We start from the raw sequence: 15,675 nt of genomic DNA on the forward strand, positions 1-15,675 counted from the left end.
TAGCCCCTTTTTAGAGGCAATGCATATCGATATCGAAACGGCCTTCACCAATGGTCCCGGATGACACGCACTTTGGAGCACAACCGCACCGCTACGGTATCGCACTCAGCGGCCCATCCAGCCTTACATACTGGGTCCCGCGTTCTTTTTCACCCTAATGTACGACATATCTTTGACAAATCTACAATAACCGTTCTTTATATATTATGATTTATAATTATCCTTTTTTATTTCCATGTGTACACAGTATAAATTTTCTCCATATTATCGCAATTTCCTCTTGTATTTACAAAAAAAAGTATGTATAATTATAAAAAGTTTACAAGTTATTTATCCTAAAAAAAAGGAGATGCATGATGAACAAAAAAGTATTGGCTTTAGCAGCATTATCGCTTGCCGCCGTTACAGCTTTATCGGGCTGCGGTTCTTCAGATAATCAGAAAACAGCAGATAAAGAAAAAAACACGCTTATCGTCGGGTTGGAGCCGACATTCCCGCCTTTTGAATTTACGGAAAACGACAAATATGTGGGCTTCGATATTGATTTTTCTCAAGCCATTGCCGAGAAAATCGGCATGAAGGCGGAAGTAAAAAGCATGGGCTTTGATGCCCTGATTCCGGCTCTGCGCAGCGGGCAGATCGATATGATCGCTTCCGGTATGGATGTCACACCGGAACGGGAAAAACAGGTTTCTTTCACGGCGCCGTATTTCCAAGGCGGTTATGTCGTAGTCGTTCGCAAAGACAATACGGATATTCACGGTTTTAATGATCTGTCAGGCCGTACCGTAGGCTCCCAAGTCGGCACCAAGGGGGTTGATTATGCACAGGAAAAGGGAGCCACTGTAAAACAGTTCGACTCCAACAGCCAAGGCTGGATGGAACTGGCCGGCGGTACTTGTGATGCCGTCGTCATCAATAACTCTGTCGCCCTTTATTATTTGAAACAAGGCGGCAGCAATGACCTGAAGATCGTCGGCGAACCAATCATGGCCGAGGGTATGGGGTTGGCAATCAGCAAAGACCATCCCGAACTGCTGGAAAAGGTGAACAAAGCGATTGCCGATTTGAAAGCCGACGGAACATATGCCAAGATTTACATGAAATGGTTCGGCAAAGAACCGCAGAACCCGTAAATGTATAAAGCTTACGTATTCGACTTTGACTACACCCTTGCCGATTCCGAAAAAGGCATCGTCATGTGTTTCGAAATGCTGCTTGCCGACGAAGGGTATCCGCCGGTGAGCAAAGACCGTATTCGTGCCACAATCGGCAAAACGATGTACGATTCGACGGCCATTCTGACGGGAGAAACGAACAGCAGCAGGATTCATGAACTCATCGAGTTTTATCGTCGCCGCTATTCCGATAAGTACATGACAGCAAATACTCGCTTATACGCCGAAACGATCCCCTGCTTGCGACGCCTGAAGCAGAAGCAGGTATTGATCGGTATCGTCTCTACCAAAACGCGTGCGCGTATCAATCAAACGCTCCAGAAAGACAATATCACCAACCTGATTGATTGCGTCATCGGTATGGAAGATGTAAGCGAGGCCAAGCCATCTCCGCAAGGCTTGAATCAGATCAAAGAACGCTATTCATTGCGGAATAAGGAGATTCTCTATATCGGAGACAGTCTCATTGACGCCGAAACGGCAAAAAACGGTCAAGTAGACTTTACCGCCGTACTGACAGGCGTTACCGGCGCCGAAGCCTTCGCTTCGTGGCCTCATGTGCAGATCATCAAAACATTAGCTGAATTAGATTAAGGAGGATTTATCAATGAAAAAGAAATACGTTTCCATGTTAGTTGCTTCCCTGGCAGCCGTCACACTTCTCGCCGGCTGCGGCACTTCCGACACGAATAAATCAACAGATGCCGCTAAGGACACCAAGACGATCATCGTCGGTACGGAACCGACATTCCCGCCCTTTGAATTTACGGAAAATGAAAAAGATATCGGCTTTGATATTGATCTGACGCAAGCTATTTGCGACAAAATCGGCTACAAGATGGAAGTCAAAAATCTCGGTTTCGACGCCTTGATTCCGGCGCTGCGCAGCGGCCAGATCGATTTAATCGCCGCCGGCATGGATGCTACTGACGAACGGAAGAAGCAAGTCGACTTTACAGATGTTTACTTCCACGGCGGCTACAGCGTCGTCGTACGTAATGACAATACGGATATTACCGGCTTCGATTCCCTTGCCGGCAAGACCGTCGGTGCACAAGTGGCCTCAAAGGCAGGCGATCATGCCGCCGAGCACGGAGCCACATTGAAGCAGTTCGACACCAACAGCCAGGGCTGGATGGAGCTTGAAGCCGGAACCTGTGACGCCGTATCCATTGACAGCGCCGTCGCCATGTATTACTTGAATCAAGGGGGCAGCGCCAAATTGAAGATCGTCGGTGAACCGATTAAAGGTCGCGGTGTCGCCATGGCTGTCAGCAAAGATAAACCGGAGTTACGGGACAAAGTCAATAAGGCCCTGCAAGAACTGAAAAAAGACGGGACATATGCCAAACTCTATCAAAAATGGTTTGGTACGGCGCCGTCAGCTGATGATCAATAATGAACCATAAAAAACATCCCTTCATTTTCAAAAAATGAAGGGATGTTTTTCAGTCATCAACTCGCCCTTTTCTACGCCGCGCACAAACCGCCGATTCCGGCGCCCAGGGATAAACCGGCTGCAGTGACTTACAGGCCGAGGCGTTCTCGTAAATTGATCGTCTGCCAGCCTGACGCCGCCGCATTCTTTTTATCCTCCGACGTTTTCGGTGGCTGCGTAGTTTCCTGCCCTTGGCCCTGCGCCTCTTCTTCTTTTACATCCTTAATGATCTGCCGCACCGTGCCATCAGGCACAAAAATAAATCTGACCGGCAAATTAGCTGCACCGGGCGGCATAATATGCAGCGTTGTTTCCGTACCCGCCGGAAACGAGTCGACATATTCCATAGCATAGGCATTGTCATAGCCCATGCTGTCCCCCTGGCGCGGCAATTCAACGATTTTCGTCAGTTCCCTGCCCGCTTTATCGCGGCGGCGCACTTCGACAACGCCGGAATATTCGCCGCCTTGCGTATTAAAATAGAGATGAATGAGACCGCTTCCTTTCGTCGCGGCCTGAATCGTATAATCGACACCGTAGTTCCCCGTATCTTCGGAGCGCCGCCGGTCAAGTACGTCGGTTCCCTGAAGAAACGCATCTTCTGCGCCATCGCCAATTTTTATATAGCCGATTCCCTCCTTCGGCCTGTACGGGGCGAGCAGATGCAGCGCCCGATCTTTTCCGGTAAAGGTACCGCGAAGTTTCGCCGCGTCACTGGGCAGAACGACTGCCCGCTTCAGGTAAGACAGTGTGTCAGCGTCAGCCGGAAGCATCACCGTTGAAATGACTAGCGGCGACTCCAGTTCCAAATCGACAATGCCGGAAAAGAGTTGACCCGACCAGATCCGCACGTTATCGAGACGGTCGCCCAATATCGCCGCGCCATGCGCCGGCACCATAACGGCACGGACACCGCTGGTTCCTTCATAGTAAGCAGTTGAAAGATCTTTGCCGACATGATAATACGATGCGCTGGGTTTGGAATATTGATATTTAGTGACGACAGCGCGAACATCATGATCGCCGCGGTTTTCTCCGACAACGACGATTTTTTTAACTCCGCTGCTTTCATTAACGTGATAGAAATAGACGCGAACTGAGCCGGAAACCTCATCGCCGTATAGGATACCGCTCTGCTCCGCATATTCCGGGCTGTCGGAAAAAAGCAAGGTGCCCTTATCGGCGGGAACGGAAACAGCCAGCGGCGTCATTGCAGCCGTAACGATTTTCTGCATGACTTCCGGCGTGTTCAGGCCCGGTTCGAATGCAGATGCCAGCGTCACTCCCGACAACATGGCCAACACACAAATCAGATGTTTACAACATGCATATACATGTATCATTTCTTATCCTTCCAAATGTTTCGCAATTTCCGATAATTTTTTAAACCGGTGAGCCAACCCGGATTTTGTCACCCCCGAAAGGACTGCCAAATCACCGAGAGAGGCCTCCGGATTTCTCAGCCGTAACTCTGCCGTCTCCTGCAAACGCGACGGCAAATCTCCGAAGCGGCCGGACGCCTGTATCCTGCGAATATCATCGCGCTGCTGAACGGCAGCATTTACCACTTTCTGCAAGTTCGCAGTCTCGCAATTGACGACGCGATTGATATTATTTCGCATATTTTTCATAACGCGCACACTCTCGAATTTCAAATACGCCTGATTGGCGCCGATATAGTGAAGAAAATCGGAAACGCCGTCTCCTTCTTTGATATATACTAAATACTCTCCCTTTCTGTCCGTCATCTTTGCCGGTAAATGAAACCGCTTCATGATCTTTAAAAGGCGTTCGGCAAACGAGAGATGCTTCGTCATCAGTTCCAAATGGTAATCAACTTTCGGCTGATTGACGGAACCGCCGCCCATAAACGCACCGCGCAAAAAAGCACGACTGCAGCCGCTCTTTTTGAGATTCAGCGTTGCAAATGACGTCAGTTGCGGATAAAGGGAGAGTGCCCGCAACGCTGCCGTTCCTTCAGCGGATGGGTGAACGCGGACGATGTAATAATTTTTTTTCCGCAATTTCAGCCCCTGGCGTACACGCACTTCGGGACGCAAGGAAAAAGACTCTCTCCACATGGACAAGGTCTTTCTCGCCACGGCATTATTCGCCGTGCTGAATTCGATGCCGACATGACCGTCCTTTCCCGACAGCAAAGAGCCGCCCATGCAGAACAACGCCGCCATTTCCGCCTTGCGGCATTCAGCATCTTCCGCCGCATAATGGGCAATTTCATTTTTCACATCTTCTGCAAAAGACATCATTACGCCCCCTTACTATCGTTTTATGGCGTAGCGCTTTAAATAATAGTGCAGAATTTCCGGCGACAAATCGGTACGTACAGCATTGATCAGATCAAACAACACATCAGCCAACCGTTTCGTATCGTGAATAACGCCCTTCTCCTTGTCGACCAGATCAGCGCGAATGATGACGGCACCACTTTCTCCCGCTTCCTTCCTGTCTATCCGCACAGGCTGCGCTCCCAAGGCCGCATATTTTTGCAGTATTGCCGTATCGATATCACCGTCATTCGCCAGAACGAAATCGATAATCTCGGCGCCGGCATGCTTGTTGATCGCCCTAACATGATCGGAAACGCTATATCCGTCCGTTTCTCCCGGCTGTGTCATGACATTGCAAATATAAATTTTTTTCGCCTTGCTTTCGCGCACGGCAGCGGCAATATCCGGAACCAGAAGGTTCGGCATAATACTGGTGTACAAGCTTCCCGGTCCAAGGACAATAGCCTCGGCATCGCGAATGGCGTCAACTGCCGACTGAACGGCACGAGGTCGTTCCGGCGTGATAAAAACCCGTTTGATTTTATTACGCGCCGCCGGAATTTGCGACTCGCCCTGCACGACCGTCCCGTCTGTCATTTCTGCCGTCAACAGAATATTGTCCATTGAAGACGGCACTACTTTACCGCGCACCTTGAGTACCTTGCTGGTCGCATTCATAGCGCCTTCCACATCGCCGAGAACTTCAATCAAGGCGGCGATGAAAAGATTCCCGAAACTGTGTCCCGTCAATTCTCCCGATCCGCCGAAACGATGGGCGAATAATTTCTCCATGAGCCCTTCTTTATCAGCCATCGCGACCAAGCAGTTACGCAGATCACCGGGCGCAATGATATCCAATTCTTCGCGAATCCTGCCTGATGAACCGCCGTCGTCGGCGACTGTAACGACGGCAGTCAGATTATACGTCTTGTTTTTCAGGCCTCTGAGCATGACGGAAAGACCGGTGCCGCCGCCGATAACGACGACCTTCGGTCCCTTCGTCAGTTTCATATTGGAAAGAATCAATTCACTGAGATTGCCGGATTCCGTCGGCAAGACGACACCGATCATCGTCCGGATCAGGCGGCGCGTAGACCAGGCCATGATCGCCATGCCGCAAAGGATGATCGCGACGCCGAGACTTGCCAGCACCGTATAATTGTAATGGCCCGTCGCCTCATACAACATGCGGAAAGTCCATTCCTCAACGGCGCCGAGCCATTGGTAATTAAAGGTCAGCACCAAACCGAAACTCGTTGCCATCATGCCGAGACCGAAAAGAAAAAGCCACCGTTTTACATGCAGTCCCGGATGGAGCCATTTAAACAATCGCATTCCGTTTTCCTCCGTTATTCTCCTTCATACCCCGGCGCATCTTCTTCAACTTCGTTCTTATTCAGATCGCGATGCTCAATATTGACGTCGACGCCGCACTCCTTCAAATGCTTATACAGGGCTTCGGCAATGCAGACGCTACGATGCATGCCGCCTGTACATCCGACGGCAATGACGAGCTGGCTCTTGCCTTCTCTTTCGTAATTCGGCAAAAGAAAATCGATCATGCCGAACCACTTTTCTTTATACGTCTCCGTAACGGGGAAGCTTTCGACATAATTCCGTACAGCCGGCACGCGTCCCGATTTGTGCCGATATTCTTCGACATAAAACGGATTCGGCAGAAAGCGGACATCTTCGACGATATCGGCATCGAGAGGCATTCCATGTTTAAACCCGAAAGAAACGACGGTAACGGCAAGACTTTTCTTGGTCGTATTGAGAGCATACTTTTTGATCAATATATCTTTCAGCTTTTTTGGCTTCATATCGGTCGTGTCGATGACGAAGTTTGCATGACGGCGCAAGTCGGCAAGGCGCGCCCGTTCCGCCGCAATGCCTTGACTGATACGTCCGTGCGGCGCCAGCGGATGCATGCGCCGCGTCTCTTTATAGCGGTTGATCAGCGTCCGGTCCGACGCCTCCATGAAAAGGATTTCATAGGAAACACACTGTTCCTCCAATTCATGCAAAGACTGGGTCATGGCATCAAAAAATTCGCCGCCACGAATATCGGCAATCAACGCGACGTGCCGAACCCGTTCACCGCCTTTAATGCAAAGCTCGGCAAATTTAGGAATCAATACGGGCGGTATGTTGTCGATACAAAAATATCCCATATCTTCCAACGCCTGCACAGCCTGGCTTTTACCGGCGCCGGACATGCCCGTCACGATAATTAAATGAAACGTATCCATTCCATCTCCCCCTTAAAGAATAAATCTTTCCAACGCCGCCGCCACGCCGTCTTCATTATTGGAAACCGTAACGTACATTGCCGCAGCCCGCACATTATCATCGCCATTGGCGACGGCAACGGAAAAACCGGCGGCACGGAGCATTGCCAAATCGTTCTGTGAATTCCCGAAAGCCATGGTGCCGGCTAACGGGATGTTGTAGAGACGGCAAAGTTTTTGCAAGCCGTCCCCTTTAGAGACGCCGGGGGAAACGATTTCCAAATAAGTTGGCTTGGAACGCATCAAGTTGAAGCTGTTTCCCATCGTCGCTTTAATTTCTTCCGTTTCTGCCGCTAATTCTTCCGGCGTGCCGAAGGAAAGAAGCTTGTCCGGATCCCCGACAGGTTCATAGAAATCATCGCCGCAAACTACTGCCGCCGCTCCCGTCGACCGTTCGTAATCCCGCACCGCGTCCGTATATGCCGCAACACGCAGAACGTCATGAATATACGACTGCATCGTCCAATTTCTTTTCTTCGCCAACTGCAGGAGCCGCCGTGCCGCGTCCCTAGGGATCGCCTTTTGATATAGAATCTCTTTCGATTCAGCGCGCTGGATCAGGGACCCCGAAAAAAGCATCAGCGGCACGTTTCCCAACCGGAGTAATCTGGCATAGGGAGCGGCAGTCGCATACATGCGGCCCGTCGCAATAACGACATGAATCCCTTTGGCTCGGACCGCTTCAAGCACGCGCAGTGTCCGCGCGGAAACGGTGTGATCGTCACGGAGCAGCGTATCGTCTAAATCAATCGCCACCAGCCTGATATCTGGATATTGATCGGTCATCGTATCTCTCCTGAACGCCAATCATACGTTTTAGCATCTTTCCCGGTATCATCGTCATCTGCACGTTCCGGCAATTCGCGACGGAATGCCTGCCGCAGTTTCGTTATTTTTTCCTGATCGGCCGTCGCCGCCAGCTGCCGGTTCCGCCAGGCCGTCTCCACCATCTGCGCCATCTCGTAACGAGTCAGCGAATAGTCCGGTGAGAACCGGCTCTTGTCGACGCCAGTCAGGCCTTTTTCCGTCAAAGCTTCCAAATAAACAAATTCCCAACTGCTTCGATCCATCGTGTCAAAGGGATTTGGCGCATAAGGATTGTAAGCGCCGGCGGAAAAAGTCACGGCTGCCGTCAGCATAAGCAATAGTCCTAAGGTACGTTTCATCATGTCCTCCAGCAAATTAAATATACTCTCTGACGGCGACAACAGTATCATATCCCGAAAGAGAGCATATCTTCCACCTCATTATTTACTTTCCCGATCACTCTTGCTTATTTTCTGCAAGCTCCACAGGTTCCGCCGCACCGGCATCGTTCGCCTCATCCAAAGCCATATCATCAAGCAGGCGGAGTTGGCTCGTAAGAAGAGCGCGGCACTTGGCGCGAAACGCATTAGTCTGCGCTTTCAGCTTATCCATATCCTGCTGTGCCGTCGACATGTTCAGCGAAGTTTCACTGAGCATTTGCTTCTTCTGGTTTTCCGCTTCCTGAATGATCAGATCCGCTTCTTTGCGAGCGGAAACCTTGACATTTTCAGCTGTTTCCTGCGCCAACATCAGGGTACTGTTCATCGTCGCTTCGATTTTTTCGTACTGTGCCAGTTTATCCTGTATTTTTTCGCAACGATCTTTTAATTCACTGTATTCACGATATACTTTTTCATAATCCGCGGCCAATCCGTCCAAAAAAGAATCAACGTCTTCCGTATTATAACCGCGCATCCCCTTTTTGAACTCTTTATTGTGTATATCCATTGGTGTCAGCATATAGAAAACTCCTTTCAAAACCGGTATATCGCTTTATTATACACGATTACAGGTATCGTTTCAACAACACGCCGATGCGGCCTTTACGCGACGTACCGGTAATGGCCGCGATTTCCATCCGCCCCTTGCCGCGCAGCGAAATCATATCGCCGACCTTTACATCGCGGGACGGACTCTTGACGGGTTGCCAATTGACCTGAACGCGTTCCCCTTTGATCGCTTCCGCCGCTTTGGTCCGGGAAAGTCCAAAACCGGATGAGGCCACGGCATCAAGACGGAGCGACGCGACAGTCGTCTTTATTTCTTTTATTTTCTCCGCCTGCGGCGCAATTTCCGTCAGGGCCGTTTCTTCCACGGCAACGGAAACCATGGCAATCTTTGTAAAAGATTGTTGCAAATACGGCAGCAACGATGTTTCCGCCAGGATAACGGCGCCGTCTTCCCGCATGAGGATATCACCGAAGCGATTTCTGTCGACGCCCAATCCCATGAGTGCCCCCAACACGTCGCGATGACCGAGAAGCCGGTAACGGGCATCCCAGGTCACACGACAGGCGGTAATGGAAAAATCGACGGGGCCGTCATAATCACGACGGACAAAAGCAAGTCTGACGCGTTCGGCGCCTTCATACCCGCCGCTCGTCCGCAGCCTCAACGAAGCGGCATGGGACTCGATCGTCTCGCCAATCTGCACGGCGCCCGGAGAAACAAATCCGCTCACCGCATACGGACGGCCTTTCGCCGCGTTATCGGCCAAATCAATCAGCCGCGCCGCCAATTCACCGTTATCGCCGCCCTGATAATAGCGGATAATCTGTTCTCTGTTTTTCACACCGCACTCCTCAGTGTTCGTTGAGATTGTCGGAAGGAGCCGTATTCTTCCAGGCAAGCTGGGTAAAATCCGCATAATCCCGCTTATTGCGATCAACGGTCACATTGCTGGGAACGCAAAGGAAAATATCTTTTCCCACTTTTTGAATGTTGCCGTCCAAAGCATACGTGGCGCCGCTGATAAAATCAACGACACGCTTGGATACATCGGCATCGGTCGATTCAAAATTGATGACAACCGGCTTGCGGTCACGGAGATAATCGGCAATGCTCTGTGAATCATCAAACGTTTCCGGTTCAACGATCATCATCTTCATCGGTCGCTCAGGCTGCGCAGCGCCCAATGCCGGGCGGCGCGGCGGCGCGACATTATGCCGCGGTGCGGCCTGTTCCTCTTCAGCTTCGGCAAATTCCTGTTCGTCCGTTTCAAATTCGTCGTCTTCCTCAAACCCGCCGATGTTGCCTACCAGCTTATTCCACAAATTCTTTACTCCCATGGCTAAATCCTCCTCAATAATTACGCGGTCCGAATATAGCCGTTCCGACACGCACTATATTGGCACCTTCTTCGATTGCTATTTCAAAATCATGTGTCATGCCCATAGATACGTAGCGGACTTGACCATCAGGAAAGGTTGATTTCATCTCTTCATACAGGGCATGAGCAATGCGAAAGATGGGGCGCACCTCTTCTACGTTTTCGAACTCAGGAGCAATACACATCAATCCTTCGACCCGAACGTGAGCTAACTTGGCGGCATACTCGCAAAAAGACGGAAAGTCTTCGACAGTCATGCCGAATTTACTCTCTTCACGCGCTACATTGACTTGCAGCAGAATCGGCTGTATGACGTTTCGTTTCGCCGCCTCCCGTTCAACAGCTTCCAGCAAATGCCGGGAATCAACAGAATGAATAAGCGCAAAAACGCCGACGGCGTGCTTTACCTTGTTCGTCTGCAAATGACCGATCAAATGCCACCGGAGACCGCTGTCGGGAAAGGCTGCCATCTTTTCCTGCGCTTCCTGAACCCGATTTTCACCGACATCGGTAATCCCGGCAGCGGCCGCCTCCCGTACGGCATCAACAGGATGGTTCTTCGTCACGGCAACCAAGGTAACGGGATCTGTCCTGCCGGACCTGGCGGCGGCCGCTTCGATTCTCTCCCTTATCGTTCGTATATTTTCACTGATCAACCAAAATCCCCCCGTCATGGAGTTTAATTACCTATACGTATTCATTATATATATTTACCTATATAAATGCTAGTAATTTTTCAAAAAAAGTCCTGTTTCGCGCTTTTTAACACGGAAAAGATTCCGAATCTGCCGGTCCTGCCACAGTCACGGCGATACGAATAAAACCGTTCCGCCGCTTCATAGGTACTGCTCGCTGAAACTTCTATGCAAGCCGCCCGTACGCCTCCCTCCAACAGGAGCAAGTAATTGGCTCGCTGCAAGTCAAGAAAGTACTGTCCACCCTCTTTGACGACGGTCTGTCCGTATGCCGTTCCCAACGCGGCGACGGCAGCCGCAATCGTGCGACTCACCGCGAAATGTGCGGCGCCGGCAAAAGGCCCGATATAGGCCAACATATCCTGCGGCGACGATCCGTAAGCAAGTTCCATCGCCAACAGCGTCTTCAGCGCCAACTTGCCGACCGTTCCCTGCCAGCCGATATGAATGGCAGCCGTAACGCGCCGTATCGGATCATACAGGATGACGGGCAGGCAATCGGCAGCCGTCACTAAAAGCGGCACGTCCCGAAGTGCGGTGATCAGCGCATCGGCGTGAACCAACCCGGCGGCATAGCCGCCGGCGCCGTTGCCGATCTCAGACCGGCCGACAGAGACGACATGATCACCATGCGCCTGCCGTACCGTTGTCAACCGTCTCAGATCGCAGCCGGTACACCGACAGAAGCGGCGGCGATTTTCCAAGACAGCCAGCGGACTGTCGCCGACGTCAAAAGAGAGATTAAGGCTGTCATAGGGAGCTTTGCTGACGCCGCCTTTGCGGCTCATGACACCGTGGCAAAGGCCGGCTGCAGCAAGCAGTCCGCTCCGTTCCCAAGCCAGTCCGTCTCTTTCAATCCATTCAATGCTCATGCGCCGCTCCGCAAACATGACACCGCCGGCAGCCGGCAAAGCAGGGCCGCGTATAAACGCCTTGCGCCGAGCGGGTCAGTTCCTGTTCCAAATAGTTGTCGGCAAGTCCCATATCGAGAACGGACCACGGCAGAATCTCGCCGGGACGCCGCGCTTTACAGACAAAGGCGTCCGCATCGAAATGAAGCTCTTTCGCCGCCCGCTTCCAGCCTTTAACGCCGCCGTACCGATGCGCCAATACCAGGAGCTCGCCGACACGACGATCACCGCGCGACAAGACGCCTTGAATATAGCACTGCCGCAACGGTTCATCAAGAATCTCAATCTGCCTGTCCTTTTTAAATGCCTGTTTGATATACGTCAGTCGTCTTTCCACAACTTTTTTATCAGTCATGGCCATCCATTGGAAAGGCGTACAAGGCTTCGGTATGAAAGGATTAATGCTCAGCGTAATCTTGCCGCGGTTGCCGATAGACGCCATATGCAGCTGCACGTGCCGTGTCATTTCGATGATTCCCAGAATATCTTCATCCGCTTCCAGCGGCAGCCCGATCATGATATACAGCCGGACGTGACGAATACCGGCGGCAGTCGCCAAATCGATGGACGTCATGAGGTGTTCTTCCGTTATTCCCTTGTTGATAACTTGCCGCATGCGAACGCTGCCCGCTTCCGGTGCCAGTGTAATCGTCTTTTGACCGCTTTCGGCCAGTCCCCTGACAAGCGTCGGCGTAATCGAATCGGCGCGCAGGGACGCACAGGAAAATGCCAAGCCTTCACTGCGGATAAACCGCACCAGTTCATCGATGTCGGGATAATCGGAAATGGCGGCTCCCATAAGTCCGATCTTCTTCCCCCTTTTCTTACCCCGCAGGACGGCTTCCTTAACATACTGCAACGACCGCACGCGCGGTTTCCGATAACAATACCCTGCCATACAGAACCGGCAATGCCTGCCGCAGCCGCGGGCTATCTCGACGAGATACATGGACCCGAATTCCGTATGCGGTGTTGTCACCACCGTTTCCCCCGGTTCCGTCAGCTCCTGCCATTGCCTTTCCACTTTGGACGGCGCGTTTCCGCGCCGTTTAATTTCTGTCAAGTTTCCAGCGCCGTCATACACGTGTTCATATAAAGACGGCACATACATTCCCGGTATCCGGGCAATGGACAACAACAGTTCCTGCCGACTGAGCCCCGCTGCACGGCCGTCTTGATAGGCCGTAAGCAACGCATGAATCGCCCCTTCTCCTTCCCCGACGATGCAGACATCGACAAAGGGGGTCAGCGGTTCGGGATTAAAAAAAGCGACAGGTCCGCCCATAACGACGAGAGGCTCCGCGTCTCCGCGTTCTTTGGCCAACACCGTTATCCTGCCGCGTTCCAAAATTTCCGGCACATGAAAATAATCCATTTCGAAACTGACGGAAAAGCCGACGATTTCAAAGTCGCAAAGGGGCCGCTGATTTTCCAACGTCAACAGCGGCGTATGCACTTTGCTGTACAGCTTTTCCAGCTCGGCATCCGGAAGAAAGGCCCGTTCACACTGCCAGTCACTGCGTTCATTAACTTGGCGATAAATGATCTGCATGCCTAAATTGCTCATCGCCACGTGATACGTGTTCGGGTAGCAGATCGCCATCGTATGGCGCGAGCCGAAGGGATAGCGATAATAACCGCTTTCGCTTGCCAATACGTTTTGCAGTATCTTTTCTATTTCCCAGCTCATCCGTTACCCTCCTGACGTAAATTGATGACTATTATTGTATCATATTTGTCCCAAAAGGCCTATATCCGTCATTGCAGAAAGAGGACCCCCACCGCCGTTGGCAATGGGAGTCCCGAAAAAGACAACTGATGCGTTAATGTTGTGCCGGCGTCATTTCCACAGCCTCAACGTCCAGCTCCGGCGCATCTCCTTTGATGGCTCGCTGGCTGCATGCACTGATACCGATAAAGACGCTGCCGCAGGCAAGCCATTCTGCATAAATGACATGCGGCAGAATCCGTACGGCAGGAAATGCCATCCAGGCTGCCAGAACGACAACGGAGGTGACAATCGTATAAAAAGCCGCGTGCCGCGAACAATATTTCGGCGCGTACATCGTCATCAGCACAATTACGCTGAAAGACGCCATCAGGCTGAGTCCTGCCATCAAGGTCGAAATAATGCCGCTGATCGTCAGCGCAAAGCCTAGCGTCAGGAGCCCGAGGAGCAGAACGGAAGCCCGTGTCACGCGCATATACTGCCCATCCGTCATGGAAGGATTGATAAACCGTTTATGAATATCATGAGAATACAAGGTAGCGGCAGAAAGCAGCAGGTTGCACGCCGTGCTGACATCGGCGGCCCAAAGGGACGCCAAGGTAACGCCGGCAATCCACGGATTCAGTTCCATGATCAGCTTCGGCAATGCCGTCATCGCTGAAATATGCGGATACAGTTCGGCGGCAACAACGCCGAGAAAGGCACTGAAAAAACCGACAGGAAGCATTACCAGGCCGCCGATAACGAACCCTCTGCGTGCCGTCCGCACATCTTTGGCGCCAAGCGAAATCTGAATGATCGCCTGCAAGGAAAGATTGACAGTAACCAGGACAACGATCCACGTAACGATTGTCATGACGCCTACGCCGCCGACAAAATCGAACGCCGTTGCCGACGGCAGATTCAGCTGCACCGTTTCAATCCCACCGGCGAGCGAAAGGATCAGGAACGCGGCAACCGTAATCCCCATATACTGAAGCGTGACATTAAGCAAATTCGATTGACTGGCGGACCACATACCGCCGATCAAGGTGATCCCGATAAAAACGACGGCGCTTGTCAACATGCCCGTTACAGGCGTAAAGATTTGCGGCATTAAGGCCGCTAAAATGGCGCCGCCCGCTACATACTGGAGACTCATGACGACCAGCTGCACCAAGATCTGGCAGACAATACCGGCAATCATGCTTTTCCGATCATAGTAACGTTCCATTATCTCAGGAATCGTCGTCATGTGCATATTGCGATATTTTTTCGCTACCGTAAGCCCCGTAACGATCGCGCCGATCCCCCATGCCGCCGTATACCAGCCGGCGGAAAGGCCTACTTTATAAGCCTGTTCGGCAACGCCGATCGTCGAAGCGCCGCCGACAGCAAGGCCGACGATGGAAACCGTGATCAGCGGCGTCGTCAAACGACGTCCTGCCAACACATAATTTTCCGTTGAACCGGCCGCTCGTTGTTTGACGTACCAGCTGATGAGAAACAACACGCCAATATAAGCGCCGATAATTACCATTTCAATCCATGCATTCTCCATGTCAACATCCCCCTTGTTATGCAGTCTCTTTATATCGTGTTTAACTGTATACTAAAAAAACGCCCCTTCATGAGGGACGTCAAACACGCGGTACCACCCTGATTACCCGATGAAGAGATACAAAAAGGGCGGTCCGCAAGGGACGGAAATCTCCGCGGTACCACCCTAATAATCTCGAATCAGATCAACTCATAGCCACATTAACGACAGCCACGCCGGCTCAGCCTACTTTTGTGTTCAGCTTCGCAGTTCAGGAAAGAACTTCACATTGCATCACTTGCTGATTTCCACCGACCATCAGCTCTCTGTAAAGGTATCTGCAATCCTACTTTTTTCCGTCAATACTTTTTTCTTTTGAAATTATATTGTGCTCTCAATTATACTGACTTTATACAAATTGTCAAGAACTTTTTTCTTTTCGTTACCTGATTTGTTGTTGATATCAAAAGATTCCGTCGTACAGGTTGTC

16 protein-coding genes and 1 other annotated feature are annotated in these 15,675 nt (G+C 51.3%); of the genes, 3 read left to right on the top strand and 13 right to left on the bottom strand.

Annotated features, from left to right (window positions below):
* Positions 1 to 356 precede the first annotated feature (356 nt).
* Genes HMPREF1250_RS05835 through HMPREF1250_RS05845 form a run of 3 tightly spaced genes read left to right on the top strand, consistent with a single transcriptional unit; the run spans position 357 to position 2,577 of the window.
* Complete coding sequence (locus HMPREF1250_RS05835) at positions 357 to 1,136, top strand: basic amino acid ABC transporter substrate-binding protein (protein WP_023053734.1); 780 nt, start codon at positions 357 to 359, stop codon at positions 1,134 to 1,136.
* Positions 1,137 to 1,772: an HAD family hydrolase gene (locus HMPREF1250_RS05840; RefSeq protein ID WP_023053729.1), complete on the top strand. Its 636-nt coding sequence runs from the start codon at positions 1,137 to 1,139 to the stop codon at positions 1,770 to 1,772.
* Between the two features lie 13 nt (positions 1,773 to 1,785).
* Positions 1,786 to 2,577: a basic amino acid ABC transporter substrate-binding protein gene (locus tag HMPREF1250_RS05845; protein WP_023053737.1), complete on the top strand. Its 792-nt coding sequence runs from the start codon at positions 1,786 to 1,788 to the stop codon at positions 2,575 to 2,577.
* A gap of 128 nt (positions 2,578 to 2,705) precedes the next feature.
* Here the strand turns inward: HMPREF1250_RS05845 and HMPREF1250_RS05850 are convergent, their stop codons facing one another.
* From HMPREF1250_RS05850 to HMPREF1250_RS05910, 13 genes are all read right to left on the bottom strand, one after another.
* The gene (locus HMPREF1250_RS05850) at positions 2,706 to 3,959 is read right to left on the bottom strand and encodes a hypothetical protein (RefSeq protein WP_023053716.1); all 1,254 of its coding nucleotides are present in this window, start codon (positions 3,957 to 3,959) and stop codon (positions 2,706 to 2,708) included.
* Between the two features lie 3 nt (positions 3,960 to 3,962).
* Complete coding sequence (gene whiA, locus HMPREF1250_RS05855; RefSeq protein ID WP_036242843.1) at positions 3,963 to 4,880, bottom strand: DNA-binding protein WhiA; 918 nt, start codon at positions 4,878 to 4,880, stop codon at positions 3,963 to 3,965.
* A gap of 15 nt (positions 4,881 to 4,895) precedes the next feature.
* Positions 4,896 to 6,239 carry a gluconeogenesis factor YvcK family protein gene (locus HMPREF1250_RS05860; RefSeq protein WP_023053723.1) on the bottom strand — a complete coding sequence of 448 codons (1,344 nt, stop codon included), beginning with the start codon at positions 6,237 to 6,239 and terminating at the stop codon, positions 4,896 to 4,898.
* Between the two features lie 14 nt (positions 6,240 to 6,253).
* Positions 6,254 to 7,156 carry an RNase adapter RapZ gene (gene rapZ / locus HMPREF1250_RS05865; RefSeq protein WP_023053735.1) on the bottom strand — a complete coding sequence of 301 codons (903 nt, stop codon included), beginning with the start codon at positions 7,154 to 7,156 and terminating at the stop codon, positions 6,254 to 6,256.
* A 12-nt stretch (positions 7,157 to 7,168) separates the two neighbouring features.
* A complete protein-coding gene (locus HMPREF1250_RS05870; protein ID WP_023053719.1) occupies positions 7,169 to 7,981 on the bottom strand; it encodes a Cof-type HAD-IIB family hydrolase in 813 nt (270 codons plus the stop codon).
* A complete protein-coding gene (locus tag HMPREF1250_RS05875; protein ID WP_155914501.1) occupies positions 7,978 to 8,364 on the bottom strand; it encodes a hypothetical protein in 387 nt (128 codons plus the stop codon). The genes HMPREF1250_RS05870 and HMPREF1250_RS05875 overlap by 4 nt, the downstream gene beginning before the upstream one ends.
* Positions 8,365 to 8,458: 94 nt before the next feature.
* Positions 8,459 to 8,962, bottom strand: a complete 504-nt coding sequence (locus tag HMPREF1250_RS05880; RefSeq protein ID WP_023053740.1) for a DivIVA domain-containing protein — start codon at positions 8,960 to 8,962, stop codon at positions 8,459 to 8,461.
* A 46-nt stretch (positions 8,963 to 9,008) separates the two neighbouring features.
* Positions 9,009 to 9,794 (bottom strand): RNA-binding protein, encoded by a 786-nt coding sequence (locus HMPREF1250_RS05885; RefSeq protein ID WP_023053724.1) that lies wholly within the window; start codon positions 9,792 to 9,794, stop codon positions 9,009 to 9,011.
* Positions 9,795 to 9,804: 10 nt separating this feature from the next.
* Positions 9,805 to 10,290 carry a cell division protein SepF gene (locus HMPREF1250_RS05890; protein ID WP_023053722.1) on the bottom strand — a complete coding sequence of 162 codons (486 nt, stop codon included), beginning with the start codon at positions 10,288 to 10,290 and terminating at the stop codon, positions 9,805 to 9,807.
* Between the two features lie 13 nt (positions 10,291 to 10,303).
* Positions 10,304 to 10,987: a YggS family pyridoxal phosphate-dependent enzyme gene (locus HMPREF1250_RS05895; protein WP_023053721.1), complete on the bottom strand. Its 684-nt coding sequence runs from the start codon at positions 10,985 to 10,987 to the stop codon at positions 10,304 to 10,306.
* 80 nt (positions 10,988 to 11,067) lie between these two features.
* The gene (pgeF, locus tag HMPREF1250_RS05900; protein ID WP_051356071.1) at positions 11,068 to 11,898 is read right to left on the bottom strand and encodes a peptidoglycan editing factor PgeF; all 831 of its coding nucleotides are present in this window, start codon (positions 11,896 to 11,898) and stop codon (positions 11,068 to 11,070) included.
* Entirely contained in the window at positions 11,888 to 13,627 is a 1,740-nt protein-coding gene (locus tag HMPREF1250_RS05905) for a B12-binding domain-containing radical SAM protein (protein ID WP_023053738.1), read from the bottom strand. The genes pgeF and HMPREF1250_RS05905 overlap by 11 nt, the downstream gene beginning before the upstream one ends.
* A 133-nt stretch (positions 13,628 to 13,760) precedes the next feature.
* Entirely contained in the window at positions 13,761 to 15,206 is a 1,446-nt protein-coding gene (locus tag HMPREF1250_RS05910) for a sodium:solute symporter family protein (RefSeq protein WP_023053727.1), read from the bottom strand.
* 135 nt (positions 15,207 to 15,341) lie between these two features.
* Positions 15,342 to 15,557 (bottom strand) — a binding site (T-box leader).
* Positions 15,558 to 15,675 lie beyond the last annotated feature (118 nt).

Source organism: Megasphaera vaginalis (ex Srinivasan et al. 2021) (assembly GCF_000478965.1).
In the GTDB taxonomy this organism is placed as follows: domain Bacteria; phylum Bacillota; class Negativicutes; order Veillonellales; family Megasphaeraceae; genus Megasphaera; species Megasphaera vaginalis.

Excerpts from the sequence above, each read along its gene's own strand:
- HMPREF1250_RS05860 (WP_023053723.1), bottom strand. The coding sequence starts at position 6,239 with ATGCGATTGTTTAAATGGCTCCATCCGGGACTGCATGTAAAACGGTGG.
- pgeF (WP_051356071.1), bottom strand. The coding sequence starts at position 11,898 with ATGAGCATTGAATGGATTGAAAGAGACGGACTGGCTTGGGAACGGAGC.
- HMPREF1250_RS05850 (WP_023053716.1), bottom strand. The coding sequence starts at position 3,959 with ATGATACATGTATATGCATGTTGTAAACATCTGATTTGTGTGTTGGCC.
- HMPREF1250_RS05905 (WP_023053738.1), bottom strand. The coding sequence starts at position 13,627 with ATGAGCTGGGAAATAGAAAAGATACTGCAAAACGTATTGGCAAGCGAA.
- HMPREF1250_RS05875 (WP_155914501.1), bottom strand. The coding sequence starts at position 8,364 with ATGATGAAACGTACCTTAGGACTATTGCTTATGCTGACGGCAGCCGTG.
- HMPREF1250_RS05840 (WP_023053729.1), top strand. The coding sequence starts at position 1,137 with ATGTATAAAGCTTACGTATTCGACTTTGACTACACCCTTGCCGATTCC.
- HMPREF1250_RS05845 (WP_023053737.1), top strand. The coding sequence starts at position 1,786 with ATGAAAAAGAAATACGTTTCCATGTTAGTTGCTTCCCTGGCAGCCGTC.
- whiA (WP_036242843.1), bottom strand. The coding sequence starts at position 4,880 with ATGTCTTTTGCAGAAGATGTGAAAAATGAAATTGCCCATTATGCGGCG.
- HMPREF1250_RS05870 (WP_023053719.1), bottom strand. The coding sequence starts at position 7,981 with ATGACCGATCAATATCCAGATATCAGGCTGGTGGCGATTGATTTAGAC.
- HMPREF1250_RS05835 (WP_023053734.1), top strand. The coding sequence starts at position 357 with ATGAACAAAAAAGTATTGGCTTTAGCAGCATTATCGCTTGCCGCCGTT.
- rapZ (WP_023053735.1), bottom strand. The coding sequence starts at position 7,156 with ATGGATACGTTTCATTTAATTATCGTGACGGGCATGTCCGGCGCCGGT.
- HMPREF1250_RS05910 (WP_023053727.1), bottom strand. The coding sequence starts at position 15,206 with ATGGAGAATGCATGGATTGAAATGGTAATTATCGGCGCTTATATTGGC.
- HMPREF1250_RS05890 (WP_023053722.1), bottom strand. The coding sequence starts at position 10,290 with ATGGGAGTAAAGAATTTGTGGAATAAGCTGGTAGGCAACATCGGCGGG.
- HMPREF1250_RS05880 (WP_023053740.1), bottom strand. The coding sequence starts at position 8,962 with ATGCTGACACCAATGGATATACACAATAAAGAGTTCAAAAAGGGGATG.